Annotated in this window: 27 protein-coding genes and 1 tRNA gene; 21 read left to right on the top strand and 7 right to left on the bottom strand. The window is 61.6% G+C overall.

Translation table 11 applies throughout. The annotated features are described in order from the left end of the window. Positions 1-7 precede the first annotated feature (7 nt). The 3 genes from SB756_RS24995 to SB756_RS24985 all read right to left on the bottom strand — a co-directional run bounded on the left by SB756_RS24995 (position 8) and on the right by SB756_RS24985 (position 4,141). On the bottom strand, positions 8-961 hold the full coding sequence (locus SB756_RS24995; RefSeq protein WP_016498315.1) for a hypothetical protein: 954 nt from the start codon (positions 959-961) through the stop codon (positions 8-10). Positions 962-981: 20 nt separating this feature from the next. Beyond that, positions 982-2,697, bottom strand: a complete 1,716-nt coding sequence (locus tag SB756_RS24990) for a proline--tRNA ligase (protein ID WP_341796557.1) — start codon at positions 2,695-2,697, stop codon at positions 982-984. Between the two features lie 160 nt (positions 2,698-2,857). Further along, entirely contained in the window at positions 2,858-4,141 is a 1,284-nt protein-coding gene (locus tag SB756_RS24985) for an OprD family porin (RefSeq protein ID WP_338744939.1), read from the bottom strand. 692 nt (positions 4,142-4,833) lie between these two features. Here SB756_RS24985 and SB756_RS24980 point away from each other — a divergent pair. Then, entirely contained in the window at positions 4,834-5,253 is a 420-nt protein-coding gene (locus tag SB756_RS24980) for an HIT family protein (RefSeq protein WP_016498317.1), read from the top strand. A gap of 1 nt (position 5,254) precedes the next feature. After that, positions 5,255-5,461: a SlyX family protein gene (locus SB756_RS24975; protein ID WP_016498318.1), complete on the top strand. Its 207-nt coding sequence runs from the start codon at positions 5,255-5,257 to the stop codon at positions 5,459-5,461. A gap of 62 nt (positions 5,462-5,523) precedes the next feature. On the opposite strand, the gene SB756_RS24970 is transcribed toward SB756_RS24975, so the two are convergent. Continuing rightward, positions 5,524-6,117, bottom strand: coding sequence for a cold-shock protein (locus tag SB756_RS24970; protein ID WP_341796555.1), 594 nt, complete (start codon positions 6,115-6,117; stop codon positions 5,524-5,526). A gap of 280 nt (positions 6,118-6,397) precedes the next feature. On the opposite strand from SB756_RS24970, the gene SB756_RS24965 reads away from it, so the two are divergent. The 18 genes from SB756_RS24965 (at position 6,398) to SB756_RS24880 (ending at position 20,042) form a co-directional block, all read left to right on the top strand. Beyond that, the gene (locus SB756_RS24965; RefSeq protein ID WP_341796554.1) at positions 6,398-6,871 is read left to right on the top strand and encodes a Dps family protein; all 474 of its coding nucleotides are present in this window, start codon (positions 6,398-6,400) and stop codon (positions 6,869-6,871) included. 141 nt (positions 6,872-7,012) lie between these two features. Then, on the top strand, positions 7,013-7,342 hold the full coding sequence (locus tag SB756_RS24960) for a ribbon-helix-helix domain-containing protein (protein WP_410912325.1): 330 nt from the start codon (positions 7,013-7,015) through the stop codon (positions 7,340-7,342). A 92-nt stretch (positions 7,343-7,434) separates the two neighbouring features. Further along, a complete protein-coding gene (locus SB756_RS24955; RefSeq protein WP_016498320.1) occupies positions 7,435-7,656 on the top strand; it encodes an FmdB family zinc ribbon protein in 222 nt (73 codons plus the stop codon). Positions 7,657-7,749: 93 nt separating this feature from the next. Beyond that, the gene (gene aspS / locus SB756_RS24950; protein WP_016498321.1) at positions 7,750-9,525 is read left to right on the top strand and encodes an aspartate--tRNA ligase; all 1,776 of its coding nucleotides are present in this window, start codon (positions 7,750-7,752) and stop codon (positions 9,523-9,525) included. A gap of 114 nt (positions 9,526-9,639) precedes the next feature. Next, positions 9,640-10,386, top strand: a complete 747-nt coding sequence (locus tag SB756_RS24945) for a YebC/PmpR family DNA-binding transcriptional regulator (RefSeq protein ID WP_059394726.1) — start codon at positions 9,640-9,642, stop codon at positions 10,384-10,386. A 188-nt stretch (positions 10,387-10,574) separates the two neighbouring features. Next, complete coding sequence (ruvC, locus tag SB756_RS24940) at positions 10,575-11,099, top strand: crossover junction endodeoxyribonuclease RuvC (RefSeq protein ID WP_016498323.1); 525 nt, start codon at positions 10,575-10,577, stop codon at positions 11,097-11,099. Positions 11,100-11,208: 109 nt separating this feature from the next. After that, positions 11,209-11,826, top strand: coding sequence for a Holliday junction branch migration protein RuvA (gene ruvA, locus SB756_RS24935; RefSeq protein WP_016498324.1), 618 nt, complete (start codon positions 11,209-11,211; stop codon positions 11,824-11,826). Beyond that, the gene (ruvB, locus tag SB756_RS24930; protein WP_016488653.1) at positions 11,823-12,869 is read left to right on the top strand and encodes a Holliday junction branch migration DNA helicase RuvB; all 1,047 of its coding nucleotides are present in this window, start codon (positions 11,823-11,825) and stop codon (positions 12,867-12,869) included. Before ruvA ends, ruvB begins: the two co-directional genes overlap by 4 nt. 125 nt (positions 12,870-12,994) lie before the next feature. Next, complete coding sequence (gene ybgC / locus SB756_RS24925) at positions 12,995-13,447, top strand: tol-pal system-associated acyl-CoA thioesterase (protein WP_016498325.1); 453 nt, start codon at positions 12,995-12,997, stop codon at positions 13,445-13,447. A 2-nt stretch (positions 13,448-13,449) separates the two neighbouring features. Then, positions 13,450-14,145 carry a protein TolQ gene (tolQ, locus tag SB756_RS24920; protein WP_008090219.1) on the top strand — a complete coding sequence of 232 codons (696 nt, stop codon included), beginning with the start codon at positions 13,450-13,452 and terminating at the stop codon, positions 14,143-14,145. Positions 14,146-14,159: 14 nt separating this feature from the next. Further along, on the top strand, positions 14,160-14,612 hold the full coding sequence (tolR, locus tag SB756_RS24915; RefSeq protein WP_012273765.1) for a protein TolR: 453 nt from the start codon (positions 14,160-14,162) through the stop codon (positions 14,610-14,612). Next, on the top strand, positions 14,612-15,730 hold the full coding sequence (gene tolA, locus SB756_RS24910; RefSeq protein WP_016498326.1) for a cell envelope integrity protein TolA: 1,119 nt from the start codon (positions 14,612-14,614) through the stop codon (positions 15,728-15,730). The genes tolR and tolA overlap by 1 nt, the downstream gene beginning before the upstream one ends. A 26-nt stretch (positions 15,731-15,756) precedes the next feature. Further along, positions 15,757-17,028, top strand: a complete 1,272-nt coding sequence (gene tolB, locus SB756_RS24905; protein ID WP_341798919.1) for a Tol-Pal system beta propeller repeat protein TolB — start codon at positions 15,757-15,759, stop codon at positions 17,026-17,028. Between the two features lie 54 nt (positions 17,029-17,082). Continuing rightward, positions 17,083-17,583, top strand: coding sequence for a peptidoglycan-associated lipoprotein Pal (pal, locus tag SB756_RS24900; protein WP_012273762.1), 501 nt, complete (start codon positions 17,083-17,085; stop codon positions 17,581-17,583). A 6-nt stretch (positions 17,584-17,589) separates the two neighbouring features. Further along, complete coding sequence (ybgF, locus tag SB756_RS24895; RefSeq protein ID WP_016498328.1) at positions 17,590-18,396, top strand: tol-pal system protein YbgF; 807 nt, start codon at positions 17,590-17,592, stop codon at positions 18,394-18,396. A 168-nt stretch (positions 18,397-18,564) separates the two neighbouring features. After that, positions 18,565-19,212 (top strand): 7-carboxy-7-deazaguanine synthase QueE, encoded by a 648-nt coding sequence (gene queE / locus SB756_RS24890; RefSeq protein ID WP_041167623.1) that lies wholly within the window; start codon positions 18,565-18,567, stop codon positions 19,210-19,212. 19 nt (positions 19,213-19,231) lie between these two features. Further along, the gene (queC, locus tag SB756_RS24885) at positions 19,232-19,906 is read left to right on the top strand and encodes a 7-cyano-7-deazaguanine synthase QueC (protein ID WP_049276760.1); all 675 of its coding nucleotides are present in this window, start codon (positions 19,232-19,234) and stop codon (positions 19,904-19,906) included. 60 nt (positions 19,907-19,966) lie between these two features. Continuing rightward, positions 19,967-20,042 (top strand) — tRNA-Lys (locus SB756_RS24880). A gap of 84 nt (positions 20,043-20,126) precedes the next feature. Here the strand turns inward: SB756_RS24880 and SB756_RS24875 are convergent. The 3 genes from SB756_RS24875 to SB756_RS24865 form a co-directional block, all read right to left on the bottom strand. Further along, the gene (locus SB756_RS24875; protein ID WP_019472560.1) at positions 20,127-21,086 is read right to left on the bottom strand and encodes a cation diffusion facilitator family transporter; all 960 of its coding nucleotides are present in this window, start codon (positions 21,084-21,086) and stop codon (positions 20,127-20,129) included. A gap of 145 nt (positions 21,087-21,231) precedes the next feature. Further along, positions 21,232-23,298, bottom strand: coding sequence for a methyl-accepting chemotaxis protein McpU (mcpU, locus tag SB756_RS24870; RefSeq protein WP_410912319.1), 2,067 nt, complete (start codon positions 23,296-23,298; stop codon positions 21,232-21,234). A 66-nt stretch (positions 23,299-23,364) separates the two neighbouring features. After that, positions 23,365-24,717 carry an APC family permease gene (locus SB756_RS24865; RefSeq protein WP_016498333.1) on the bottom strand — a complete coding sequence of 451 codons (1,353 nt, stop codon included), beginning with the start codon at positions 24,715-24,717 and terminating at the stop codon, positions 23,365-23,367. Positions 24,718-25,153: 436 nt separating this feature from the next. Here SB756_RS24865 and SB756_RS24860 point away from each other — a divergent pair, with 436 nt between their 5' ends. After that, positions 25,154-26,662, top strand: coding sequence for a YdgA family protein (locus tag SB756_RS24860; RefSeq protein WP_410912317.1), 1,509 nt, complete (start codon positions 25,154-25,156; stop codon positions 26,660-26,662). Positions 26,663-26,740 lie beyond the last annotated feature (78 nt).

The following is a 26,740-nucleotide window of genomic DNA, read 5'->3' as shown; positions in this document are numbered from 1 at the left end:
CCTTCTTTTACTGCACGCCCGGATCTGCCACCAACCGGCCAGTGGCCTTGGTCAGCGATTGCAGAAATTCCTGCTGCAGCTCCGGATCGTTGCGAGTCAGCTCGATCAGGCTTTGTTCCATTTCACTGGCTTCTTCTTCAAGGCCCAGCTCCGACAGACGCTTCACCCGATGTACCCACTGGCCGACATCATCATCTTCGAGGTCGTCGAAGATCAGCTCATGGGCTTCGAGCAGCTTGTTGCGCAAGGTGGCGCTGACCAGCAGGCTGGCATCACCCCGCACCGCGTTGTCCTCGTCGAGTACCTGAAGGTGCAGGGTGCCGACGTGGTTGAGGTTCTGCTCGGAGAACGGGCTGTCGAGCAGGTTCAGGCGCAGCACGCCGTTCCTGTCGGTGGTCAGCTCGTGGGTCATCTTGCCGGCCTTGACCTCGACCAGGCGTTCGCTCCAGGGCACGCTGGTCGATTCCTCGCGCTTGCCTTTCTGCACTTCGCTGATCCCGGCCAGGTTCTGCTGGGCACGCCCGTTGGACGGCACGTTCATGAACGGGTTAAGCCCGTCCACGCCATAGCTCAGCCAGTCATGGGTGATGCTTTCCGGCAGGTTGCCCAAGGCGAAGACGTTGACCACGTTGGCGCCGACGCCCGCTACCACGGCCACTGCACCCAGCGGGATCTCGTAGACCTCCCGCCAGGGCTGGTAAGGCGTGTAGCGGTCATAGCGACGGGTGACTTCGAACTCGGTGACTTCGAAGCGCTTCTGCTCATGCACGCGCACACGTCGTTGCGGCAGCTCCATCACCTTCGGCTCGCCGACATCGATCTGCAGGGTGTGCTCGAGCAATTTGCGCTCGACGCGCTCCTCGTGGTCGCTGCGCTGGGACATCTGGTTGGCGCAGCCGCTGACGAGCAGGGCGCCGCACAGTGCGGCGCCCCCCAGGGTAAAGGTACTTCGCTTGAACATGATCACTCGTGCATTGGTTATCAGCGGCGAACGCGGGCCTGCAGGAAGCTCAGCACTTCATTGAGCGGCAACGCCTGGGCGTCCTGCTCGGTGCGGTGCTTGTACTCCAGGTTGCCTTCGGCCAGGCCGCGATCGCTGACGACGATGCGGTGTGGGATGCCGATCAGCTCCATGTCGGCAAACTTGATGCCTGGGCTGGTCTTCTTGTCGCGGTCGTCCAGCAGCACTTCGAAGCCGGCGGCGGTCAGTTCGGCGTACAGCTTGTCGGTTGCCTCGCGAACCACCTCGGTTTCGTAGCGCAGCGGTACCAGAGCGATCTGGAACGGGGCCAGGGCATCGTTCCAGATGATGCCTTTGTCGTCATAGCTCTGCTCGATGGCAGCGGCGACGACGCGGGACACACCGATACCGTAGCAGCCCATCGACAGAACCACCGGCTTGCCGTTCTCTCCCAGTACCTGGCACTTCAGCGCTTCGCTGTACTTGGTGCCCAGCTGGAAGATGTGGCCCACTTCAATGCCGCGCTTGATCACCAGGGTGCCCTGGCCATCCGGGCTTGGGTCGCCTTCGACCACGTTACGCAGGTCGGCGACCTGTGGAACCGGCAGATCGCGCTCCCAGTTCACGCCGAAGTAGTGCTTGTCGTCGATGTTGGCGCCGATGCCGAAGTCGCTCATCAGGGCAACCGAACGGTCGATGATGCATTCCAGCGGCAGGTTCAGCGGGCCGAGCGAGCCGGCACCGGCGCCAATGGCGTCGCGCAGTTCGGCTTCGGTGGCCATGACCAGAGGGTCGGCAACCTGTTCCAGCTTGGTGGCCTTGATTTCGTTCAGCTCGTGGTCGCCGCGAACGATCAGGGCAATCAGCTTGCCTTCTTCAGCGCCGCGCACGATCAGGGTCTTGACGGTCTTCTCGATCGCCAGGCCGTGGTTTTCAACCAGTTGTGCGATGGTCTTGGCATCTGGCGTGTCGACCAGGCGCAGCTCCTCGGTAGGGGCAGGGCGCACGGTTTCACGCGGGATGGCCTCGGCCTTCTCGATGTTGGCGGCGTAGTCGGAACTGTCGCTGAAGATCACGTCGTCTTCGCCGGATTCGGCCAGCACGTGGAATTCGTGCGAGTAGCTGCCACCGATCGAGCCGGTGTCGGCCTGCACTGGGCGGAAGTCCAGGCCCAGGCGGGTGAATACGTTGCTGTACGCCTGGTGCATGCGGTCGTAGGTTTCCTGCAGGGAAGCCTGGTCGGCATGGAACGAGTAGGCGTCCTTCATGATGAACTCGCGGCCGCGCATCAGGCCGAAGCGCGGGCGGATCTCGTCACGGAACTTGGTCTGGATCTGGTACATGTTGAGCGGCAGCTGTTTATAGCTGGACAGCTCGTTACGGGCCAGGTCGGTGATGACTTCTTCGTGGGTCGGGCCAACGCAGAAGTCGCGCTGGTGGCGGTCCTTCAGGCGCAGCAGCTCAGGGCCGTACTGTTCCCAGCGGCCGGACTCCTGCCACAGCTCGGCAGGCTGGATGCTTGGCATCAGCACTTCCAGGGCGCCGGCGGCGTTCATTTCCTCACGCACCACGGCCTCGACCTTGCGCATTACCCGCAGGCCCATCGGCAGCCAGGTATACAGGCCGGAGGCCAGTTTGCGGATCATGCCGGCACGCAGCATGAGCTGATGGCTGATGACCACTGCGTCGGCAGGGGTTTCTTTCTGGGTGGCGAGCAAATATTGACTGGTGCGCATGGTTAGCCGTGTCGATTGCCTAAGACGTTGAAATAGCCCCGCATTGTACGGGGGCGAAACGAAGGCGTACAGGATGCCCCAGGGCGGGCCGCTTGTCAGCCAAGAAAAAGCCCGGCGAGATCGCCGGGCTTTTTCAAGTGCGGGGCACTGCAAGCCAGGCTTACAGGATGCTCAGCGGGTACTCCACGATCAGGCGCAGTTCGTCGATCGATGGGGAACCGTAGTAGACGCCATCGCCCGAACGGTAGGTGGCCTGACGTACGCGCAAGCTCAGGTCCTTGGCAGGGCCGCTTTGCAGCACGTACTTCACGTCGATGTCGCGTTCCCATTCCTTGCCGTCGTCGGTGGTGCGGGTAGTTGCACCAGTACCGCGCACGTAACGGGTCATGAAGGTCAGGCCTGGTACGCCGAATTCGGCGAAGTTCAGGTCGTAGCGTGCCTGCCAGGACTTTTCGTCTTCGGCGTTGAAGTCGGAACGGGCCACCGAGTTGGCCAGGAAGACCGTACCGCCACCGTCGACGCCGTAGGCGTAGTCGCCGTCGCCGCTGACTTTCTGGTAGGCCAGGGTGAAGGTGTGGGCGCCAATGTTGTAGGCGGCCGAGAGGCTGGCTGCAATGTTGTCGAGTTCGTTGCTGCCGTCGGCCTTGCTGACGAATGCGCCGGTCAGGTTGTTGCCGATGGACTTGGTGTCATAGATGTTGAAGTCGAACACCAGGCCTTGCTTGTCGCTGATCGGCAGCGCCCAGTTGATGTTGCCGTACCATTTGCGGAAATGGTCTTCGATGTGCGAGTAGTAAACGCTGGTGCTGAGGTTGTCATTAATGGCGTAGGTGCCACCAAAGACGTTGGCCTCGGTCATGTTCAGGCTGTCGTGGTAAGTCTGTGCCTGGGCGTTCATGGCAGTGAAGTGACCCGCGTGCAGGGTCAGGCCATCGATCTCGTTGCTGGTGATCAGGCCGCCTTCGGCAACTTCCGGCAGCAGTCGGCTGTCGTCGGTAGCCAGCACTGGCAGGGCGGTGAACTGGTCACCCCATTTGAGCACAGTGTTGGAGATGCGCATTTTCACTGCGCCGCCGCCTTCGGAGTAGTCATCCTGCGAGCGACCGTCGGAACCTGTCGGGAACAGGCCGGTGCCGGCACGGCCCCTGCCGCTGTCCAGTTTGAGGCCCAGCATGCCGATGGCGTCGACACCGAAGCCTACGGTGCCTTGGGTGAAGCCCGATTCGAAGGTGCCGAGGAAACCAAGGCCGGTTTCTTCAACGCGGCTCTGGGTGCCAGGCGCGTTGTTACGGAAGTCACGGCTGAAGTACAGCATGCGGGTCTTGACGTTCAGCTTGCTGTCTTCGATGAAACCTTTGGACTCGTCTTGTGCCGAGGCCATTGCCAACTGCGAGGTCCCTGCCGCAACGGCCAGGGCGATCATGCTCCACTTCATCACGCGCATCGTGATTTGCTCCTTTGGTTTTTAGGAAGAGTACCGCCGCGCCCAAGTGTTTTAGTTATAGGGTGCAGCTCTTTCTTGTTATGTCGGCGAAAATGTATAGCACGCTGACTGTTGTTGGCGATATGGCTATATAAACTCTTTGCGGAACTTTTTTGCCATGTCGCTTTTAGGTATTTCCATGTCGCAAATCACGCCCCGGTTTATGGGCCGTATAACGCCAGCGCTGTTCCTGTCACCGTAACGAATCTGTAACTACGGATTCTGGTTGAGGAAACTCCCTGGTAACCAATGCCGCTGTTGTTATTTGTCGCGTACACCTGCCACTGCAGATGTCGTGCCGACTTGGCGTGAAGGGAATGCAACAAGCGTGCTCAAAATTCGCAACACTTCATGAAATTTTCACAAAATCTGCTACCGAGGGTCGGAAAGTGCCGTAAACACGGGGCGAAGGCTACCTCAGGGCATGATGGAGTCGAGAATCATTAAAATTTGAAAGGCTGTCATGAAAGTCAATGTGTTACCGCAACTTGTTCATCCAGAGTCGTTTGTGGGGTGACAAGTGTGGTGGCGGCGCGCAGACGGCCTCATTTTGGTGCGAAAAGTAGCGCTGTGTTACCGGGAATGTGCAAGGTATCCTTGCAGGCCTGTTTTCCGCTTGAAAGCGGGTTGTTTTTGCCTGAAGGAGATATGCCGTGTTCGTCCTGGATTCGCGTTTGCAGCAGGATTCCCTGGTGCTGGGGGAGTTTGCGTTATGCCAGCTGTTGCTGAGCAAGGATGCCAACTACCCATGGTTCATCCTGGTGCCCAAGCGCGCCGGCATCAGCGAGCTGTTCGAGCTGGAAGCGGCAGAGCAGCAGCAGTTGTGGCAGGAAACCACCCTGCTGGCTGAAGCACTGAAGGCCAGCTACGGCGCCGACAAGATGAACGTGGCCACCCTGGGCAATGTGGTCAGCCAGTTGCACATGCACGTGATCGTGCGCCAGCGTGACGATGCCGCCTGGCCAGCACCGGTGTGGGGCAAGTGCCCGGCCGTGGCCTACCGCGACGACCAGTTGCAAGCCATTCGCCAGCGCGTGCGTGGGCTGCAGCTTGCTGGCTATCAGGAGGCCTGACATGTCGCTGGAATTGCGAATCGTCGAACTGGAAACCCGCCAGGCGTTCCAGGATGACACCCTGCAGGCGTTGAATGATGTGGTGGTCGAGCAGGCGCAGGTGATCGAGCGGCTGAAATTACAGGTGGCCGAATTGATCAAGCGCCATGAAGAGATGGTCGGCCAGTACGGCACCGAGGGGGAAGAGGCGCCGCCGCCTCATTACTGATCACACGAATCCTTGTGGGCGCGGGCCTGCCCGCGGCCACAAGGAGCGCTATCGCAAGACAATCAGCGGCGGGTAACTGCCACCACATCTTCGGCCTGCAGGCCCTTGTCGCGGTGCATCACCGAAAACTCCACGCGCTGGCCTTCGACCAGGATGCGGTGGCCTTCGCCGCGTATGGCACGAAAGTGCACGAAGATGTCATCACCCGAATCGCGGGAGATGAAACCAAAGCCTTTCGAGGTGTTGAACCACTTCACCGTGCCGGTATCACGGTTGCCAGTATCCTGGGCGGCATGCTGGATGCTGCGTGCCTTGCGCGGGCTGCGGGCAAAACCCACCGCCAGGTGCAGGGCCACGGCCAGTACCGCACAGACCAGCGCCGCGAGGTTGCCCATTTCCGGGCGAGCCAGCAGCGTCAGGGTCTGCAGCACCACCGCCACCACCAGCAGGGCGCAGGCAAGGTGCTGCAACTGCTGCCGGGCGCCGCGGTAGTACAGCGGCACGACCGGGGCCAGGACCAGGTTGAGCAGGCCGAGCAGGGCAAGGTAAACCGCGTCGGGTTGTTGCAGGAAGGGTGTTGCATCGGTTTTCAGGCTCGGTATGAGCGATAGCAGCAAGGCTGCCACGCCCGTCACCAGATGGACGATCTTGAACATGGGGTTGGCTCACAGTTGAGAAGGCCGATCACAGGAAGAGCTGGCAGCACGGTGCGCATGAGGTGTAGGGCGCGAACACGTGACAAGCCAGCCTATGCACCCGGCAATAACAGTCCGCACGGGTGGCACGGTGCCTATTTAACAGCAAAGGCGAAGGCTACTCAAACCGCAGGCCTCAGTGGGCGATGTGTTGCGCCATGTCACAGGCGGTGTGGGTCAAGTGTTGCTACAGTGGTCGGCGTCCGCTTGAGTCTCAAGCCTTATGGAAAGGGGAACTTCAATGGCAATCGATATCGGTATCAGTGAAGAAGATCGCAAGTCCATCGTCGATGGGCTGTCCCGCCTGTTGTCGGATACCTACGTGCTGTATCTGAAAACCCATAATTTCCACTGGAACGTCACCGGTCCGTCGTTCCGCACCCTGCACCTGATGTTCGAGGAGCAATACAACGAACTGGCACTGGCAGTCGATTCGATTGCCGAGCGCATCCGTGCCCTGGGCTTCCCTGCGCCGGGGTCTTATGCATTCTATGCACGGCATTCCTCTATCCAGGAGGAGGAAGGCGTACCCCCGGCGGACGAGATGATCCGCCAGCTGGTTCAGGGCCAGGAGGCCGTGGTGCGTACTGCGCGCAGTATTTTCCCGGTAGTGGACAAGGTCAGTGACGAGCCGACTGCCGACTTGCTGACCCAGCGCATGCAGGTGCACGAGAAAACCGCGTGGATGCTGCGGGTATTGCTCGACGGCAAGTAATCAACAGGCGGCGCGTCCCCGGCAGGTGCAGCACAAGGCTGCGCCTGTCGGTAACTGTGCGGGAAGACTTTGCCGCTGCTCTAAACCTGCTGCCCAGCGCTTCATTGGTCACCTGTTACCGGTGACGAGGAAGTAGGGCGCATGATGCAAGCGAGCAAGCGTGTGGCTGGCCAAGGGAGCTGGCCAGGAAGACAGTGCATTGATCCGTTCAAGGCAGATTTCGATATGTTGCAGACGCAGCCGGTATCACGTTCGGTGCGGCTCAACGGTTTTTCCACCTGCCTGCGTCTGGAGGCCGTCTACTGGGGCATCCTGGAACGCATCGCTGCCGCCAACCGCTGTTCGGTCAGTGCGGTGTTGTCCTACGTGGACCGCGAAGTGCACCTGCGCCAGGGTGGAGTGCGCAACTTCAGTGGGCTGATTCGGGTAATCTGCGTTGCCTGGCTGCAAGACCCGCCAAGTGTGCGCTGATCGCCTGGCGGGCTGCGCAGTGCTTGCTAACCATATATAATCCCGCTTTTTGCTGCCCTGGCAGCGAGCGTTGTGGTTGACGAGAGACACCCATGCCCCTTTATGACTATCAATGTGCATCCTGCGAGCACCGCATGGAAGCACTGCAGAAGATCAGCGCCGCGCCGCTGACCGATTGCCCGGCCTGCCAGGCGCCGGCGCTGAAGAAGCTGCTGTCGGTGCCAGGCTTCCGCCTGAGCGGTAATGGTTGGTACGAAACCGACTTCAAGACCGGGGCGAAAAAGAATCTTGCAGGCGGCGACAAGGCCGACTGAGTTGAATGCTGTGACCGGGTCTTGCAGTATTAGCCCTCCGGGCGGCCAAGGCCTCCACCGAATACACGAATCACGAGAAGCGAAACCACCATCATGATGCGCAGCCATTATTGCGGCCAACTGAACGAGAGCCTGGACGGCCAGGAAGTCACCCTTTGCGGCTGGGTCCATCGTCGCCGCGACCACGGCGGGGTGATCTTCCTCGACATCCGTGACCGCGAAGGCATGGCCCAGGTCGTGTTCGACCCGGATCGCGCCGAAACCTTCGCCGCCGCCGACCGCGTGCGCAGCGAATACGTCGTGCAAGTCACCGGCAAGGTGCGCAAGCGCCCTGACGGCGCGGTGAATGCCAACATGGCCTCCGGTGCCATCGAGATCCTTGGCTACCAGCTGACCGTGCTCAACGAAGCAGAAACCCCGCCGTTCCCGCTGAACGAATACTCCGACGTCGGCGAGGAAACCCGCCTGCGTTATCGCTTCATCGACCTGCGTCGCCCGGAAATGGCCGAGAAGCTGCGTCTGCGTTCGCGCATCACCACCAGCATCCGTCGCTTCCTCGATGAAAACGGCTTCCTCGACGTCGAAACGCCGATCCTGACCCGTGCCACCCCGGAAGGCGCGCGTGACTACCTGGTGCCAAGCCGTACCCACGCCGGTAGCTTCTTCGCCCTGCCGCAGTCGCCCCAGCTGTTCAAGCAGCTGCTGATGGTCGCTGGCTTCGACCGCTACTACCAGATCGCCAAGTGCTTCCGTGACGAAGACCTGCGTGCTGACCGCCAACCGGAATTCACCCAGATCGACATCGAGACCAGCTTCCTCGATGAAAGCGAGATCATGGGCCTGACCGAGAGCATGATCCGCAAGCTGTTCAAGGAAGTGCTGGACCTGGAATTCGGCGAATTCCCGCACATGACCTTCGAAGAAGCCATGCGCCGTTACGGCTCCGACAAGCCAGACCTGCGTAACCCGCTGGAACTGGTCGACGTTGCCGACCAGCTGAAGGATGTCGACTTCAAGGTATTCGCAGGCCCGGCCAATGATCCGAAGTGCCGCGTTACCGCCCTGCGCGTGCCTGGCGCCGCCAGCATGCCGCGCAGCAAGATCGACGAGTACACCAAGTTCGTTGGCATCTACGGTGCCAAGGGCCTGGCGTACATCAAGGTCAACGAGCGCGCCAAGGGCGTCGAAGGCCTGCAGTCGCCGATCGTCAAGAACATCCCTGAAGCCAACCTCAACGTGATCCTCGATCGCGTTGGCGCGGTCGATGGCGACATCGTTTTCTTCGGTGCCGACAAGTTCAAGATCGTCAGCGAGGCCCTGGGCGCACTGCGCATCAAGGTCGGCAACGACTTCAACCTGCACACCTGCGAGTGGGCACCGATGTGGGTCGTCGACTTCCCGATGTTCGAAGAGAACGAAGACGGCAGCTTCACCGCGCTGCACCACCCGTTCACCGCGCCGAAGTGCTCGCCGGAAGAGCTTGAGGCCAACCCGGCCACAGCGCTATCCCGTGCCTACGACATGGTCCTGAACGGTACTGAACTGGGTGGCGGTTCGATCCGTATCCACCGCAAAGAGATGCAACAGGCTGTGTTCCGCCTGCTGGGCATCGAAGCGGCGGAACAGGAAGAGAAGTTCGGCTTCCTGCTCGACGCCCTGAAGTTCGGTGCGCCGCCGCACGGTGGCCTGGCCTTTGGTCTCGACCGCTTGGTCATGCTGATGACCGGCGCCCAGTCGATCCGTGAAGTGATCGCCTTCCCGAAAACCCAGAGCGCCGCGTGCGTCATGACTCAGGCCCCTGGCCTGGTCGACGCCAAGGCCCTGCGCGAGCTGCACATCCGACTGCGCGAACAGACCAAGGTCGAGTAAGCGGTCCCCGGGCGCATCCACATGGATGCGCCTTTGCGTTTCGGCGCAGGTATTTTCCCGCCCCGCCCCGTACAGGGGCGGGGCTGTTTGTGATTCAAAGTATTCGGAGTCGTTATGGCTGGTCATTCCAAGTGGGCGAACATCAAGCACCGCAAAGAGCGCCAGGATGCCAAGAGAGGCAAGGTCTTCACCAAGTGGATCCGCGAGCTGACGGTCGCTGCCAAGCAGGGCGGCCCTGACCCGGCATCCAACCCGCGCCTGCGTCTGGCGCTGGACAAGGCCTTGGGCGCCAACATGAGCCGCGACATCATCGATCGCGCCGTGGCCCGTGGTGCCGGCACCAACGAAAGCGACAACGTCGAAGAGCTCAGCTACGAAGGTTACGGTCCGGGTGGCGTGGCGATCATGGTCGAGACCATGACCGACAACCGCAACCGCACCGCCGCCGCCGTGCGGCATGCCTTCACCAAGTGTGGCGGCAACCTGGGTACCGACGGCTCGGTGGCCTACCTGTTCGAGCGCAAGGGGCAGATCAGTTTTGCCCCGGGCGTGGATGAAGACGCGCTGATGGAAGCGGCGATGGAAGCCGATGCTGACGACGTGGTAGCCAACGATGACGGCTCGTTCGACGTGTTCACCTCGTTCAACAGCTTCTATGCCGTGCGTAACGCCCTGGAAGAGGCTGGTTTCAAGGCCGATGACGCAGAAATCGTCATGCAGCCGACCACCAGTGCCGAGCTCGACCAGGACGGTGCTGAAAAGGTGCTCAAGCTGATCGACATGCTCGAAGACCTGGATGACGTGCAGAACGTCTACTCCAATGCCCAGATTTCCGACGAGATCATGGAAAATATCGGCTAAGGTCTCCTGACCCTTCGCGTCAAGGCTGCTATTGGGGCCGCTGCGCAGCCCATCGCCGGCAAGCCAGCTCCCACAGGTACAGTGCATTTCTTCAGGCCTGCACTGTACTCGTGGGAGCTGGCTTGCCGGCGATAGGTCGCGCAGCGGCCCTAATGGTCTTGAACCGTGAGCTTTGAACGACAGGCACTATGACTCTGATTCTTGGTATCGACCCCGGTTCGCGCATCACCGGCTACGGCGTAGTACGCCAGACCGCCCGTGGCTGTGAGTACGTGGCGTCGGGCTGTATCCGCACCGGCAGCGGCGAGCTGCACGAGCGGCTGCAGATCGTTTTTCGTGGTGTCAGTGAAATCATCGCCCAGCACGAACCGGTGACCATGGGCATCGAGCGGGTGTTCATGGCGCGCAACGCTGACTCGGCGCTGAAGCTCGGCCAGGCCCGCGGCGCGGCTATCGTCGCTGCCGCCGAAGCCGGCCTGGAAATCGCTGAATACAGCGCCACACAGGTCAAGCAAGCGGTGGCCGGCACTGGTGGGGCCAACAAGGAGCAGGTGATGATGATGGTCATGCACCTGCTGAAACTGACGCAAAAGCCGCAGATCGACGCCTCCGACGCCTTGGCCATCGCGTTGTGCCACGCCCACACCCGTTCCAGCCTGGTGCCCCATGGCCTGGCAACGGCGCGGCGGCGCGGCGGGCGCTTGCGTCTGTAGGCGCTTCATGCGCTGATACACATTTTGTTCGGGTGATGCGTTCACCCGTTGCATTTGCTGATAGGGTTGAGCGGTCTTTGACCGGCTCCCCGAGAGGAAGGATCGGAACGTGATTGGACGTTTGCGCGGCACCCTGGCGGAGAAACAGCCGCCGCACCTGATTATCGACGTCAACGGCGTGGGTTACGAACTGGAAGTTCCCATGACCACGCTGTACCGTCTGCCCAAGGTGGGCGAACCCGTCACCGTGCACACCCATCTGGTCGTGCGCGAAGACGCCCACTTGCTCTATGGTTTTGCCGAAAAGCGCGAGCGCGAGCTGTTCCGCGAGCTCATCCGGCTTAACGGCGTGGGCCCGAAGCTGGCACTGGCGCTCATGTCCGGCCTGGAAGTCGATGAGCTGGTGCGCTGCGTGCAAGCCCAGGACACCTCGGCCCTGGTACGCGTGCCCGGTGTCGGCAAGAAAACCGCCGAACGCCTGCTGGTCGAGCTCAAGGACCGCTTCAAGGCCTGGGAAACCTCCCCGGCCATGTTCACCCTGGTGTCCGATGGCCCGCTGCCGGCCGCCAGCGAGTCCAGCGCCGAGGCTGATGCCGTCAGCGCCCTGGTCTCGCTGGGCTACAAGCCGCAGGAAGCCAGCAAGGCGATCGCCGCGATCAAAGACAAGGCCGGCCTGAGCAGTGAAGAGCTGATCCGCCGCAGCCTTAAAGGGATGATTACCAAGTGATCGAAGCCGACCGCCTGATTGCCGCCAGTGGCCGCGACCGCGAAGAGGTCCAGGACCGTGCGATTCGCCCGCTTAGCCTGGACGACTACATCGGCCAGCCGGTGGTGCGCGAGCAGATGGCGCTGTTCATCCAGGCCGCCCGTGGCCGCAGCGAGTCGCTCGACCACACGCTGATCTTCGGCCCGCCGGGGCTGGGCAAGACTACCCTGGCCAACATCATTGCCCATGAAATGGGTGTGTCGGTGAAGAGCACCTCGGGGCCGATCCTGGAGCGCCCGGGCGACCTGGCGGCCATGCTGACCAACCTCGAACCGCACGACGTGCTGTTCATCGACGAGATCCACCGACTGTCGCCGGTCGTCGAAGAGGTGTTGTACCCGGCCATGGAGGACTTCCAGCTCGACATCATGATCGGCGAAGGGCCGGCGGCCCGTTCGATCAAGCTCGACCTGCCACCGTTTACCCTCGTGGGGGCTACCACCCGTGCCGGCATGCTCACCAATCCGTTGCGTGACCGCTTCGGTATTGTCCAGCGCCTGGAGTTCTACAGCGACAAGGACCTGGCCACCATCGTCAGCCGTTCGGCCAACATCCTTGGCCTGGTCATCGAAGACCAGGGCGCCTACGAGATTGCCCGGCGTGCCCGTGGCACTCCGCGTATCGCCAACCGCCTGCTCCGCCGCGTGCGCGACTACGCCGAGGTGCGCGGCAAGGGCCAGATCACCAAGGCCGTGGCCGACATGGCGCTGAACCTGCTGGATGTCGACGAACGTGGCTTCGACCATTCCGACCGCCGCCTGCTGCTGACCATGATCGAGAAGTTCGATGGCGGCCCGGTAGGGGTGGACAACCTGGCTGCGGCCATCAGCGAAGAGCGTCATACCATCGAAGATGTGCTGGAGCCGTACCTGATCCAGCAGGGCTACATCATGCGCACGCCGCGCGGTCGCGTGGTCACCCGGCATGCCTACCTGCACTTTGGCCTGAATATTCCCGGGCGTTTGGGGGAGGGTGGTGATTTTTCCGAGCCAGGCGATGAATGACAGATCAAAAGCGACTTTTCGTGGTCCTACCGCTGGCATGCCAAGGGTGCGCTGGCAATAAGACATTAATGAAGAAAAAACAGTTGCCACAGCGGATTGGCAAGCTGAGGAGTAAGCACTAGAGTATGCGCGCGCAAAATCAGCTCGAACCGTTCGCACACCGTTGTCGCGTCTATTACGAAGATACCGATGCGGGCGGCGTGGTGTACTACGTCAACTACCTGAAATTCATGGAGCGCGCGCGCACCGAACGTCTGCGGCATCTGGGTTTTTCCCAGTCGCAGCTGGCCGAAGACAACCTGCTGTTCGTGGTCCATTCCAGCGAAGCGCGCTACCACGCGCCGGCGCGGCTGGACGACGCGTTGCGGGTGACCGCGCAAGTACTTGAACTCAATCGCGCCAGCCTGCGCTTTGTACAGCAGGTCTGGCGGGAAAAGGATGAAACGCTGCTCTGCGAAGGGCAGTTCCTGGTGGCCGCCGTGCGCGCCGACACTTTCAAACCCCGAGCCATACCCCCCCAGCTGCGCGACGCCTTGGCGGCGGACGGCTCGGGTAATCAATCGAATGCAGGAGAATAAGCGTGGAAGCTAACGTCGTCGACCATACCTCCATGTGGAGTCTGGTCAGCAATGCCAGCGTAGTGGTACAGCTGGTAATGCTGATCCTGGTGGCCGCCTCGGTCACCTCATGGATCATGATTTTCCAGCGCAGCACCATGCTGCGCGCCGGTCGTCGTGCACTGGATGCCTTCGAGGAACGCTTCTGGTCGGGCATTGACCTGTCCAAGCTGTACCGTCAGGCAGGCAGCAACCCAGACCCGGATTCCGGCGTCGAGCAGGTGTTCCGTGCCGGCTTCAAGGAGTTCTCGCGCCTGCGTCAGCAGCCGGGCGTTGACCCGGACGCCGTCATGGAAGGCGTTGGCCGTGCCATGCGCGTAGCCATTTCGCGCGAGGAAGAAAAACTCGAGCAGAGCCTGCCGTTCCTGGCCACCGTCGGTTCCACCAGCCCGTACATCGGCCTGTTCGGTACCGTATGGGGGATCATGAACTCCTTCCGCGGCCTGGCCAGCGCCCAGCAGGCCACCCTGGCAACCGTTGCCCCGGGTATCGCCGAAGCGCTGATTGCCACCGCCATCGGCCTGTTCGCAGCAATCCCGGCGGTAATCGCCTACAACCGTTTCGCCGCGCGCAGCGAAGTGCTGATCGGTCGTTACTACACCTTCGCCGACGAGTTCCAGGCGATCCTGCACCGCAAAGTGCACACCAGCGAAGAGTAATCAGGTAGAAGCCCATGGCCCGAGTTCGCCACAAACGCAAGCCCGTCGCCGAGATGAACGTGGTGCCCTACATCGACGTGATGCTGGTGCTGCTGGTCATCTTCATGGTGACGGCGCCCATGCTCAACCAGGGCGTGAAAGTCGACCTGCCCAAGGTTTCCAGTGAAGCCTTGCCGCAGGACAACAACGTCCAGATTCTCACCATCTCCATCAAGGCCGACAAGACCTACTACTGGAACCTTGGCAGCGAAGTCGATACCGACAAGCAGATGGACAAGGCCATGACCTTGCCTGACATGACCAATGCAGTGACCAAGATCATTGCTGCCGGCCGTGACCAAGGCAAGCAGACCCAGGTGTTCATTCGTGGCGACAAGGCTGTCGACTATGGCGCGGTCATGGGTGCCATGGGCGGGTTGCAGAAGGCCGGTGTCGGTAACGTTGGCCTGATTACCGAGGCGCCCTGATGCAACAGCGAGAGCCATCCGCCTCGGAAAGCTACTTCTGGCCCAGTGTCTGGGCCATTGGCCTGCATGTGCTGGTGTTTGCCATGCTGTTCGTCAGTTTCGCCATGACGCCTGAGCTGCCGCCTTCCAAGCCGATCGTTCAGGCTACCCTGTACCAGCTCAAGTCCAAGAGCCAGGCGACCACCCAGACCAATCAGAAGATTGCCGGGGAAGCGAAGAAAACCGCTTCGCGCCAGACCGAAGTCGAGCAGCTGGAGCAGAAGAAGGTCGAGCAGGAGGCCGTGAAGGCCGCGGAACAAAAGAAGGCCGACGCCGCTCAAAAGGCCGAGGAGGCTCGCGAAGCCGCCGAGGCGAAAAAAGCCGAGGACGCTGCCAAGGCTGCCGAAGCCGCCAAGGCTAGCGAGGCCAAGAAAGCCGCAGAAGCCAAGAAGGCCGATGAGGCGAAGAAGGCCGCCGAGAAGCAGCAGGCCGACATCGCCAAGAAGAAGGCCGAGGAAGAAGCCAAGAAAAAAGCCGAAGAAGAGGCCAAGAAAGAGGCCGCTGAAGAGGCGAAGAAACAAGCCGCCGAGGACGCCAAGAAAAAGGCAGCCGAAGAGGCCAAGAAAAAAGCAGCCGAGGACGCCAAGAAGAAAGCGGCGGCCGAGGACGCGAAGAAGAAGGCAGCTGAAGAGGCCAAGAAAAAGGCCGCTGCAGACGCCCAGAAGAAAAAGGCACAGGAAGCGGCCCGCAAGGCGGCAGAAGACAAGAAAGCCCAGGCCCTGGCCGAGCTGTTGTCCGACACCACCGAGCGGCAGCAGGCGCTGGCCGACGAGCAGGGTGACCAGGTGGCCGGCGACTTCGACGACCTGATCCGTATGCGCGCGGCCGAGGGCTGGGCACGTCCGCCTTCCGCGCGCAAGGGCATGACGGTGGTCCTGCAGATCAACATGTTGCCGGACGGTACCATCACCAGTGTCAGCGTGGCCCGTTCCAGTGGTGACGGCCCGTATGACAGTTCGGCGGTGGCTGCGGTGAAGAACATTGGTCGTTTGACCGAGATGCAGGGTATGAAGCCGAGCGATTTCAACCAATATCGTTCGTTCAAGATGACATTTACACCTGAGGATCTAGCGTTGTGATTAAACGTCTGAGAGGACTGCTGGTCATGCTGTGCTGCGTGGCAGGCATGGCCGTGGCAGAGGAAAAGAACATCCTGGTCACCAGCGGCAGCGACCGGGCAACGCCCATCGCGGTAGTGCCGTTCGGTCTGCAAGGTGGTAGCGTGCTGCCCGAGGACATTGCCGACATCATCGGCAACGACCTGCGCAACTCCGGCTACTACTCGCCGATTCCACGGCAGAACATGATCAGCCAGCCATCGCAGGCCAGCGAAGTCATCTTCCGTGACTGGAAAGCGCTGGGTGCCCAATACGTGATGGTCGGCAGCATCGTGCCATCGGGCGGTCGCCTGCAGGTGCAGTACGCACTGTTCAACGTCGCCACCGAGCAGCAAGTGCTGACCGGCAGCGTCGCGGGCAGCACCGACCAGTTGCGTGACATGGCGCACTACATCGCCGACCAGTCGTTCGAGAAGCTCACCGGCATCAAGGGTGCGTTCTCTACCCGCATGCTGTACGTGACGGCCGAGCGTTTCTCCACCAACAACACCCGCTACACCCTGCAGCGTTCGGACTACGACGGTGCGCGTGCGGTCACCCTGCTGCAATCGCGTGAGCCGATCCTGTCGCCACGCTTTGCGCCAGATGGCAAGCGTATCGCCTATGTGTCGTTCGAGCAGAGACGCCCGCGCATCTTCATTCAGAACATCGATACCGGCCGCCGTGAGCAGGTGACCAACTTCGAAGGCCTGAACGGCGCGCCAGCCTGGTCGCCGGACGGTTCGCGCCTGGCGTTCGTGCTGTCGAAAGACGGCAACCCGGACATCTATGTGATGAACGTGGCGTCGCGCCAGATCAGCCGGGTTACCGCAGGCCCAGGTATCAACACCGAGCCGTTCTGGGGTAAGGATGGCAATACCCTTTACTTCACCTCCGACCGTGGCGGCAAACCGCAGATCTACAAACAGTCGGTCAGCGGTGGTGGTGCCGAGCGCGTAACCTTCGTGGGCAACTACAACGCCAACCCGAAACTGTCCGCTGACGAAAAGACCCTGGTGATGATCCATCGCCAACAGGGCTTTACCAACTTCAAAGTGGCGGCACAGGACTTGCAGCGCGGAAGTGTAAAGATTCTCTCGGAAACAAGTCTTGATGAGTCTCCCACTGTTGCGCCAAACGGCACCATGCTAATCTACGCCACCCGCCAGCAGGGCCGGGGAGTCTTGATGCTCGTGTCGCTTAATGGCCGCGTGAGGCTCCCACTTCCTACCGCTCAAGGCGAAGTCAGAGAACCGTCCTGGTCCCCTTACCTGAACTGATTGCGGCGTAATACGTTTTGCTTAACACACTGGGGTTTCATTAGGAGTTTCACGATGGAAATGCTGAAGTTTGGTAAATTCGCTGCGCTGGCTCTGGCCATGGCCGTAGCTGTAGGTTGCTCCTCGAAGGGCGGTGACAACGCAGGCGAAGGCGCTGCTGTAGATCCGAACGCTGGCTACGGTGCCAACACTGGCGCTGTTGACGGTTCCCTGAGCGAAGAAGCCGCCCTGCGCGCAATCACCACCTTCTACTTCGAATACGACAGCTCGGACCTGAAGCCAGAAGCCATGCGCGCTCTGGACGTTCACGCCAAGGACCTGAAGTCCAACGGCAACCGCGTTGTCCTGGAAGGCAACACCGACGAGCGCGGCACCCGCGAGTACAACATGGCTCTGGGTGAGCGTCGTGCCAAGGCCGTTCAGCGTTACCTGGTTCTGCAGGGCGTTTCCCCTGCTCAGCTGGAACTGGTCTCCTACGGTGAAGAGCGTCCTGTTGCCACTGGCAACGACGAGCAATCCTGGGCTCAGAACCGTCGCGTAGAACTGCGTAAGTAAGTTCTTATGCGTATGTGCCGCCGTGTAGTAACCGTCCTCGCACTCAGCCTGCCGCTCGCGGCCTGGGCTGAGGTCCCTGTAGTAGATGACAACGCAGGCAGCTATCCGCCTGTGGGTTATGGCACGAGCGGCGCCTATGCCGGGTCAGGGGCTTCGGCCCCTGCCTCTGCACAAGGCCAGCTGTTCATGCAGCTGCAACAGATGCAGGACCAGCTTTCCCGCCAGCAAGGCATCATCGAAGAGCTGCAGAACGATGTGTCGCGCATGAAGCAGGAAAACCTGGAGCGATACCAGGACCTGGACCGTCGCATCAACAGTGGCGCTGCACCTGCCGCGACCCCTGACAATTCCTCCGGTGGTGGTGCTTCAAATGCCGCCCCCGATGCAGCAGCCGGTGCTGCTGCGCAACAACCGGCCGCCAGTAGCGAGCCCGGCGATCCAGCGAAAGAGAAGCTCTACTACGATGCTGCTTTCGACCTGATCAAACAGAAAGACTTTGACAAGGCCAGCCAGGCGTTCAATGCCTTCCTGCGCAAGTACCCCAACAGCCAGTACGCCGGCAACGCGCAGTACTGGCTGGGTGAAGTGAACCTGGCCAAAGGCGATCTGCCAGGTGCCAGTCAGGCCTTCGCCCAGGTCAGCCAGAAGTATCCCAAGCACAGCAAAGTGCCGGATTCACTCTACAAACTGGCCGACGTCGAGCGCCGCATGGGCCATACCGACAAGGTCAAGGGCATCCTGCAGCAGGTCATCACCCAGTACCCCGGCACCTCCGCCGCGCAGCTGGCCCAGCGTGACCTGCAGAAGCTCTGAGCCCTGTAGCTGTACCGCTCGAAAGAAACCCGCGCCAGTCGCGGGTTTTTTCGTTAGAATCACTGCCCTTTTTTCGTAAACACGCTGCTGCGGATAACGCCATGTCGAGTCCGCGACAGTGCCTGACGGAGGCGGACAGCCTGTTTAGCTGTCACGCCCGTGGCGAGCATGCAAGACACATTACGCATCACAGAAGTCTTTTACTCTTTGCAGGGTGAAACGCGAACGGCTGGCTTGCCCACCGTATTCGTGCGCCTTACCGGCTGCCCCCTGCGCTGCCAGTACTGCGACAGTGCCTATGCCTTCACTGGCGGCACTATTCGTACCCTGGATTCGATCCTTGAGCAGGTTGCCGGCTTCAAGCCCCGCTACGTCTGTGTCACCGGTGGCGAGCCACTGGCTCAGCCCAACGCCTTGCCGTTGCTGCAGCGCCTGTGTGATGCCGGTTACGAGGTGTCGCTGGAAACCAGTGGTGCGCTGGATATCGCGGGCACCGACACCCGCGTCAGCCGCGTTGTCGACCTGAAGACCCCGGGTTCCGAAGAATCGCACCGTAACCGCTACGAGAACATCGAGCAGCTGACCCGCAACGACCAGGTCAAGTTTGTCATCTGTTCCCGTGAGGACTATGACTGGGCGGTTTCCAAGCTGATCCAGTACAACCTGGCTGAGCGTGCCGGTGAGGTGTTGTTCTCGCCGAGCCACCACCAGGTGAGTGCCAGCGACCTGGCCGACTGGATCGTTGCCGACAACCTGCCTGTACGTTTCCAGCTGCAGTTGCACAAGCTGCTGTGGAACGACGAACCCGGACGTTGATTGAGAGTTAAAAAAGCACATGACTGAGAAACGCGCGGTAATCCTGCTGTCTGGCGGCCTTGATTCGGCCACCGTTGTAGCCATGGCCAAGGCCGAAGGCTACAGCTGCTACACCATGAGCTTCGACTATGGCCAGCGCCACCGGGCCGAGCTGAATGCGGCTGCCCGTGTCGCCCGGGACCTGGGCGTGGTCGAGCATAAGGTCATCGGCCTGAACCTGGACGGTATCGGTGGTTCGGCGTTGACCGACAGCAGCATCGACGTGCCGGAAGCCCCGAGCGAAGGCATCCCGGTCACCTACGTGCCGGCGCGTAATACCGTATTCCTGTCGCTAGCCCTGGGCTGGGCAGAAGTGCTGGAGGCGCGTGACATCTTCATTGGCGTCAATGCCGTGGATTACTCCGGTTACCCCGATTGCCGCCCCGAGTTCGTCGAAGCCTTCGAGCGCATGGCCAACCTGGCAACCAAGGCCGGTGTAGAAGGGCAGGGCTTCCGTATTCAGGCGCCGCTGCAGAACCTGAGCAAGGCGCAGATCGTGCAGGCCGGCATGGCCCGTGGCGTGGATTACAGCCTGACCGTTTCCTGCTACCAGGCCGACGATGACGGGCGCGCCTGTGGCAAATGCGACAGCTGCCGCCTGCGCGCCGACGGCTTCAAGGCGGCCGGTGTAGCAGACCCGACGCGGTATTTTTGAAGATTTTTTGATGGAGTGTTGATTTCTCGTTAGAAATCAGTATTATACGCGCCATCAATCGGGTCGTTAGCTCAGTTGGTAGAGCAGTTGGCTTTTAACCAATTGGTCGTAGGTTCGAATCCTACACGACCCACCATACGCAGTACGTAAAGCCCGCTACCAGAAATGGTCGCGGGCTTTTTCGTTTTCGGGATCCTTGGGGGCGCAAAGCGCCCCCAGCTTACTCAGCCCATTCCGGGTCGCCGGTGAACACCACCGTCAGCCAGCGGTCCGGCCCTTCGCCGCCTACCGCATCACCAATCTCGTTGCGCCACGTATCCCATTCATCGATGGTCTTCGCGGCCATTGTCTTTGGCACGATGAAATACAGCTCGATCTCCCGTGAGCGCCCGACCTTGGCGACATAGGCGCGGTACGACTGCAGCCCGTGGCGGGCGACGAAGGCCTTGGCCACTTCATCGACGTGCAGCTTGAGGTCGCCGGGGGTAACCAGAAAGATTTCAGATAGCGCCTGACGGACCACCGACAGCGGCAGCGGAATGATCACCAGGCACACCAGCGCCAGTACCGCCGGGTCGATGTACGGCGACACCCACTCCAGCGACGTGCCTTGCACCGCGTAACCAAAGCAGAAGGCGATCAACAGCGCGGCAGTGATGCTGGCCGACATCACCCAGCCCTTGACGTCCATGCGCACGAAGTCTGACTTCAGCTTGCGATTGGCGCGGGCTTCGACGACGGCGATGGTGACGCAGGTGATCACGGTCAGTACCGCATAGACCATGGCAATGCCGAACTCCAGGTGGCGGCCGCCTTCCAGCAGGCTGCTGACGGCGTTGATCAGCGCGTAGATGGCCACACCGCTTAGCAGGATGCCATTGAGTGCCAGCACCATCGGTTCCAGGTGCCAGAAGCCCATGGTGAAGCGCTCGCGCAGCTTGCGCGACATTTGCACGCTGGTGGTGTGCGAGGTGATCAGCTTGACCACGACCAGCGACAGGCCGCTCATGCTGGCGTCGACCAGCGAGTACACGCCGTCGAAGACGATGGAGAACGACCCGGAAGCCAGGCCGAAGGCGATACCGATGGTGGCGATGAACAGGGTGACGGCAATCGAGGTGCGTAACAGGCCCTGTTCGCTGGTGATGTCGAAGAAGGTGGATCTGGTTGCGGTTTGCATGACGTGTGCTCAGTAAAAACGATAATGCTGTGGTGTCTGTACGGGCTTCCTCGCGGGCACGCCCGCTCCCACCGGGTCTGCGTTGGCCTGGAAGGCGACCACGCACCTGTGGGAGCGGGCGTGCCCGCGAAAGGGCCCTTGCAGGTTAGACGCGGAATTGCTCCATCAACGCCTGTTGCTGGTTGGCCAGCCGGTTCAGTGCCTGGCTGATGCGCGCCGATTCGTCAGCCTGGCCAGCCAGTGATTCTGTCACATCCCGGATGCCCGCCACGTTGCGGTTCACTTCCTCGGCCACCGCGCTCTGCTCTTCGGCCGCTGAAGCGATCTGCAGGTTCATGTCGCTGATCACGGTCACCGCTTCGCCGATGCGCTGCAGCGCTGGCAGCGCCTGTTCCATGCGTGCCGCGCTGGCCTGGGCCTGACGCTGGCCTTCGTGCATGGCGCCCACGACATCCTGGGTACCTTGTTGCAGGCCTTCGATGACCTGGCGAATTTCCTCCACCGACACCTGCGTGCGCTGTGCCAGGCCGCGCACCTCATCGGCGACCACGGCAAAACCACGGCCGGCTTCGCCAGCGCGCGCAGCTTCGATGGCAGCATTGAGTGCCAGCAGGTTGGTCTGCTCGGCGATGGTGCGAATCACCTCCAGCACCGAGCCGATCTGGCCGCTGCGGCCTTCCAGTGCTCGCGCCTCGTCCATGGCCGTGTTCATGCCGGCAGCCAGGCGATCGATGCCCTCGCGGGTGCTGTCGATCAGTTGCAGGCCTTCGCGGCTGGCCTGGTCGGCGGCACGTGCGGCCTGGGCTGCTTGCGATGCGTTGTGGGCGACATCCAGGGCAGTGGCGCTCATCTCGTTGGCTGCCGTGGCTACTTGTTCGATTTCACGGTGCTGCTGCTGCATGCCATTGCTGGTCTGGCTGGCGATGGCGGCCGACTGGTCGGCGGTGCCGCGGGCCTCCTGCAGCGAGCCTTTGACCTGGGCAATGACCGGCTGCAGCTTGTCGAGGAAGCGGTTGAACCAGTGGGTGAGCCGGCCCAGTTCGTCCTGGCGGGCGTAGTCCAGGCGGCGGGTGAGGTCGCCTTCACCGCTGGCGATGTCTTGCAGGCGTGCGGCCACGGCCAGGATTGGCCGGGTAACGCCGCGTGCGGTCAGCCACACCAGCAGCAAACCTGCGATGGCGGCGCCAAGGCCGATCAGCAGGCTGGTGAGGTTGGCATTCTGGTTGTGCGCATCCAGGCGCTGGTTGAGGGCCACGGCGGGAGCCTGCAGCACGCTTTCTGGCAGCTCCAGCAACACCTGCCAAGGCGCGGCGTCAGGGATGGGGGCGAAGGGGTGGGCTACGCGCAGCAGGCCGTCGGCCACCTTAGTGTCCATGGGTTTGCCGAGCGCGCTGACATCGCGGCTGTTGCCTGCCAGCAGGCCGGCTGCGCTGGCGATGCTGACATGGCCCTGGCCATCAAACAGCTCGCGGCGGCCGTCCAGGCTCAGTTGCTGCAGGTTGGCCAGACCGATGTCCAGGCCGACCACGCCGACCACCTTGCCATGCTCCAGCAGCGGCAGGGCAATGCTGGTCATCAGCACTTGGCGGCCATTGACCTCGTCGAGGTAGGGTTCCAGCATGCAAGTACTGGCGGTGTCTTGCGGGCAGGTCAGCCAGCGGTTCTTCGCCGCGCCGTTGCTGCCGACGCTGGCATCGCCGAGCATCGCTTCCGGCATGGCCTCAAGCTCCAGGGTGCCGGGGCGCGGCTGCGACCAGTACAACGAGAAACGCCCGCTTTCGTTGCTGCCCACGGCGTCCTGGCCGAGGTACTGGCTGTCCTGCTGGTCCAGCGCGTTGGGCTGGAACACCAGGTACAGGCCGATCACATCCGGGTTGCCGGCCAGGCTGGCACGGGCCTGGCGTGTCAGCTCGGCGCGCAGGTCACTGCCGCCTCGGGCTTTGAGCACCTGCACCATGCGGGCAAAGCCATTGCCGTACTGGTAGGCGTCCATGAAGTAGCGCTGCACCCGCAGGGCCTGGGTTTCGGCGTGGGCCTGCAGGCGCTGGCGCGCGCTGCTGTCGAGCATGGCGGTGTTGGCCTGGTTGACCAGCGCAGCGCTACGCCGAGCCTGGGTCAGTGACGTGGCCACCAGCAGGGCGACGATGGCCAGCAGGCACAGGCCGGCGAGCAGGGTTATCTTCCACTGGATGGAGAGGCGACGCAGCGGCATGAGGGCTTTCCTTTTCGATCAAGTACAACGCCCGCGGTCTGGCGCGGGCGTTGTTGGCAGCGTGGTTCATTCGGCGACGTAGTTGGGCGGTGCCGACCGGAAGGCTTTGGTCAGCCAACCCAGGTAGATCAATCCGACCGCCGCCCAGATGCCGCCGAACATCAGCGAATGCGCGTTCAGGTCCAGCCACAGCGAGACGATGATGCAGAAGCCTATGGTCGGCAGCACCAGGTACTTCAGCTGGTTGGCCAGGCCCCGGCGGTTGCCTTCGCGCAGGTAGCAGTGGTTGATCACGGACAGGTTGACGAAGCTGAACGCAACCAGCGCACCGAAGTTGATGATGGAGGTGGCGGTGACCAGGTCGAAGAAGATCGCCGAAAGTGCAACCAGCCCCACCACCGCAATGTTCAGCACCGGCGTCTTGTAGCGCGAGTGCAGGCGAGCAAAGAGGCTGGCCGGGATCACGTTGTCGCGGCCCATCACGTACAGCAGGCGCGACACGCTGGTCTGCGAGGCCAGGCCCGACGCAATGGTGTTGATCACGGTGCAGGCGATGAAAATCGACTGGAACAGCTTGCCGCCAACGTACAGGGCTATTTCAGGCAGGGCCGCTTCCTGGTCGTGGAAGCGCGCCATGGTCGGGAAGTAGGCCTGGATGAAATACGACACGGTAATGAACACCACGCCACCGATCAGCGCGGTGAGGAAGATCGCCCGCGGGATGGTCTTGGCCGGGTCGCGGGTTTCTTCGGACAGGCAGGTGACCGCGTCGAAGCCCAGGAACGAGAAGCACAGGATGGTCGCACCGGCAGCCAGTGCACTCAGGTGCGTCTGGTTGTCGGCGAACGGCAGCAGGCTCCAGGTGGTACCCAGCCCTTCACCCTGGCCCAGGCCGCGCACGCACAGGTAGATGAACACGGCGATGATCGCCACCTGCACGCCCACGAACAGCAGGTTGAAGTGCGCCACCAGGTTTACGCTGCGCATGTTGATCAGGCTGATCAGGCTGACGAAGCCGACCACCCATATCCACTCCGGTACTTCGGGGAACATGGCCGAGAGGTACAACTTGGCCAGCAGCGCGTTGACCATTGGCAGCAGCAGGTAATCCAGCAGCGACGACCAGCCGACCAGGAAGCCCACATGCGGGTTGATCGCGCGTTGGGTGTAGGTGTACGCCGAGCCCGACTGCGGAAAACGCTTTACCAGGGTGCCGTAGCTCACGGCGGTGAACAGGATGCCCGCCAGCGCCAGGATGTAGGCGCTGGGCACATGGCCGGCGGTGATCCCGCTGACGATGCCGAAGGTGTCGAACACGGTCATCGGGGTCAGGTAGGCCAGGCCGATGATGATCACGTGCCAGAGGCGCAGGGTTTTGCGGAGTTGGCCGTTGCCGGAAGCGCTGTGATCAGGCTGCATGCTGGCATGGCTCCTGGGCGTAAACGGCGGGCACGGTGTATTGCGCATGCGGCAAGGGCGAGCGGGTGGGCTCCATGTTGTTCACCTTTTTTGTAGGAGCGGCGGAAGGCGCGGGGGGAGACGCGCTAAGTGGTGAAAATAAAAAACGATGGGTAGGTTGGTGTCAAGTTAAACATGACAAGATGTTACAAAATTGAAATATTTATCGATTTAAAGGGGGGGTTGTTCGGTTTTTGCGCGGTTTTTTGCGGTTTTGATCAATTCGAATGTTCGTAAAAATTAACGAGTGATGCTCTCTTTGAGGGGTGTCAGTCGCCTCTGAAAAAATGTGTTTTCTCTTTTCCGATCGGCCATCGTGTTCTGTCGCAGTGGTACTCTTCGTCTCCTGCGTGGCCTTTGTCGCCCAAGAAGCCCTTACGGACAATCGGTTCTATTCATGAAGAAATCAGTTGGTATCCTTTCCGGCCTGGCGATTGCCATTGCCGTCGCATCCACCGCTGGTGCCTGGTACACCGGCAAGCAGTTGCCTGCCGAGCTGGACAATGCCCTTGTCCGCAGCAACACCGAGCTCAAGAAGGCCCTGGTGACCACCGGCGGCAGCATGAGCATCGAGCGGGTGTCGCTGGAGCAGCATTTCTTCAGCAGTACCGCCCAGTACCGGCTCAAGGCCCGCGATATCAACGTGGGTGAAGGGGAGGTAGTGAGTTTCGACGTGGGCGTGACGGACCAGATCGAGCACGGGCCGTTTCCCTGGTCGCGGGTCAAGGCGTTGAAGCTGATGCCGGTGATGGCGGTCAGCAACAGCACCTTGCAGAAGGACGATGCCACCGCAGCGTGGTTCGCCGCTGCAGGTGAGCAGGCCCCGGTCAGCGCACAGACCAGCCTGGGTTACGGCGGCAGTGTGGTCAGCCAGGTCCGGCTCGCGCCGGTCAAGCTCGACGAGGCTGACGGCAATAGCCTCGACTTCTCGGGCATGCAGCTGGAAGTCAGTGGCGACAAGGAAGGCAAGGCGTCGAAGTTCCACGGCCAGGCCGACCGTTTCGTGATGAAGCTTGTGCGCGAGGACCAGCCGCCTGCCACGTTCGAACTCAAAGGCCTGAAGGTGGGCGGCAACCTTCAGGCCACCGCGCACGACGCCATCTATGTGGGCAATGTCGACCTGGCGCTGGCCGAAACCAAGGTCACCCTGGGGCCGAAGCAGCAAGTGCTGCTGATCAACGGCCTGGAGCAGAATGTCCTGCAAACCCTGGACGGCCCGGATGCCGTGGGCGGTCGCGTGGAGTACAAGGTCGGCGACATCACCTGGGATGGCCGCGCGGTGGGCAAGGCGCACATGCTGGTGAGTGTGAATTCGGTCAACGCACCGGCATTGCAGGCGTTGTCGAAGTGGTACCAGGCGCACCTGCCGGAGTTCGAGGCGGCCGCTGCAGCCGGTCAGCCTGTGCCGCAGATCCAGATGGACGACGCAGAGAAGGCCCGGTTCCAGGGTGACCTGCGGCAGCTGCTGGCCGCCAAGCCCAAGGTGGCGATAGAAAACCTGTCGTTCAAGACCGCCAATGGCGAGAGCCGTTTCAACCTGTCGATGGACTTCGCCGCCCCGGCCAGCTTCGACTTGCCGCCGGACCAGTTGAGCAAGCAACTGATCACCGAGGTGAAGGGCAAGCTGACCCTGTCCAAGCCGATGATGGGTGACCTGGCGACCTTGCAGGCGCTGCTGGACGGCCAGACCGACGCCCAGGCGATTGCCATGCAGTCGAGCCAGGCGGGGGAGATGGTCGGCATGATGGCGCTGCAGAGTGGCCTGGCCACCGTTGAAGGCAATGATGTGGTGAGCAGCCTGCACTATGCCGATGGCATGGTTGATTTCAACGGCAAGAAGATGACCGTGGAAGAGTTCGCCATGCTAATGGCAGCGCACCTGGCAGCACTGTCGCCGCAGGGTTGATTGATTGAACCTGTACCGGCCTTTTCGCGGGCACGCCCACTCCCACAGGTTACTCATTGCCCCTGAGGGCAGCGTAGT

This window comes from Pseudomonas sp. SIMBA_068 (assembly GCF_046534705.1).
GTDB classification, from domain to species: Bacteria; Pseudomonadota; Gammaproteobacteria; order Pseudomonadales; family Pseudomonadaceae; genus Aquipseudomonas; species Aquipseudomonas putida.
The sequence above is the reverse complement of the archived record's forward strand: the minus strand, read 5'-3'. Positions and strand labels throughout refer to the sequence as shown.

Bases quoted from the DNA above. Each gene is read 5' to 3' on its own strand.
- SB756_RS24860 (WP_410912317.1), top strand. From the start codon at position 25,154: ATGAAGAAATCAGTTGGTATCCTTTCCGGCCTGGCGATTGCCATTGCC.
- SB756_RS24875 (WP_019472560.1), bottom strand. From the start codon at position 21,086: ATGCAAACCGCAACCAGATCCACCTTCTTCGACATCACCAGCGAACAG.
- SB756_RS24970 (WP_341796555.1), bottom strand. From the start codon at position 6,117: ATGTTCAAGATCGTCCATCTGGTGACGGGCGTGGCAGCCTTGCTGCTA.
- SB756_RS24955 (WP_016498320.1), top strand. From the start codon at position 7,435: ATGCCCCTTTATGACTATCAATGTGCATCCTGCGAGCACCGCATGGAA.
- queE (WP_041167623.1), top strand. From the start codon at position 18,565: ATGCAAGACACATTACGCATCACAGAAGTCTTTTACTCTTTGCAGGGT.
- tolR (WP_012273765.1), top strand. From the start codon at position 14,160: ATGGCCCGAGTTCGCCACAAACGCAAGCCCGTCGCCGAGATGAACGTG.
- SB756_RS24995 (WP_016498315.1), bottom strand. From the start codon at position 961: ATGTTCAAGCGAAGTACCTTTACCCTGGGGGGCGCCGCACTGTGCGGC.
- SB756_RS24865 (WP_016498333.1), bottom strand. From the start codon at position 24,717: ATGCAGCCTGATCACAGCGCTTCCGGCAACGGCCAACTCCGCAAAACC.
- ybgF (WP_016498328.1), top strand. From the start codon at position 17,590: ATGCGTATGTGCCGCCGTGTAGTAACCGTCCTCGCACTCAGCCTGCCG.
- SB756_RS24975 (WP_016498318.1), top strand. From the start codon at position 5,255: ATGTCGCTGGAATTGCGAATCGTCGAACTGGAAACCCGCCAGGCGTTC.
- SB756_RS24945 (WP_059394726.1), top strand. From the start codon at position 9,640: ATGGCTGGTCATTCCAAGTGGGCGAACATCAAGCACCGCAAAGAGCGC.
- tolA (WP_016498326.1), top strand. From the start codon at position 14,612: ATGCAACAGCGAGAGCCATCCGCCTCGGAAAGCTACTTCTGGCCCAGT.
- ruvC (WP_016498323.1), top strand. From the start codon at position 10,575: ATGACTCTGATTCTTGGTATCGACCCCGGTTCGCGCATCACCGGCTAC.
- queC (WP_049276760.1), top strand. From the start codon at position 19,232: ATGACTGAGAAACGCGCGGTAATCCTGCTGTCTGGCGGCCTTGATTCG.
- SB756_RS24985 (WP_338744939.1), bottom strand. From the start codon at position 4,141: ATGCGCGTGATGAAGTGGAGCATGATCGCCCTGGCCGTTGCGGCAGGG.
- SB756_RS24965 (WP_341796554.1), top strand. From the start codon at position 6,398: ATGGCAATCGATATCGGTATCAGTGAAGAAGATCGCAAGTCCATCGTC.
- mcpU (WP_410912319.1), bottom strand. From the start codon at position 23,298: ATGCCGCTGCGTCGCCTCTCCATCCAGTGGAAGATAACCCTGCTCGCC.
- ybgC (WP_016498325.1), top strand. From the start codon at position 12,995: ATGCGCGCGCAAAATCAGCTCGAACCGTTCGCACACCGTTGTCGCGTC.
- SB756_RS24960 (WP_410912325.1), top strand. From the start codon at position 7,013: ATGATGCAAGCGAGCAAGCGTGTGGCTGGCCAAGGGAGCTGGCCAGGA.
- pal (WP_012273762.1), top strand. From the start codon at position 17,083: ATGGAAATGCTGAAGTTTGGTAAATTCGCTGCGCTGGCTCTGGCCATG.
- SB756_RS24990 (WP_341796557.1), bottom strand. From the start codon at position 2,697: ATGCGCACCAGTCAATATTTGCTCGCCACCCAGAAAGAAACCCCTGCC.
- aspS (WP_016498321.1), top strand. From the start codon at position 7,750: ATGATGCGCAGCCATTATTGCGGCCAACTGAACGAGAGCCTGGACGGC.
- tolB (WP_341798919.1), top strand. From the start codon at position 15,757: ATGCTGTGCTGCGTGGCAGGCATGGCCGTGGCAGAGGAAAAGAACATC.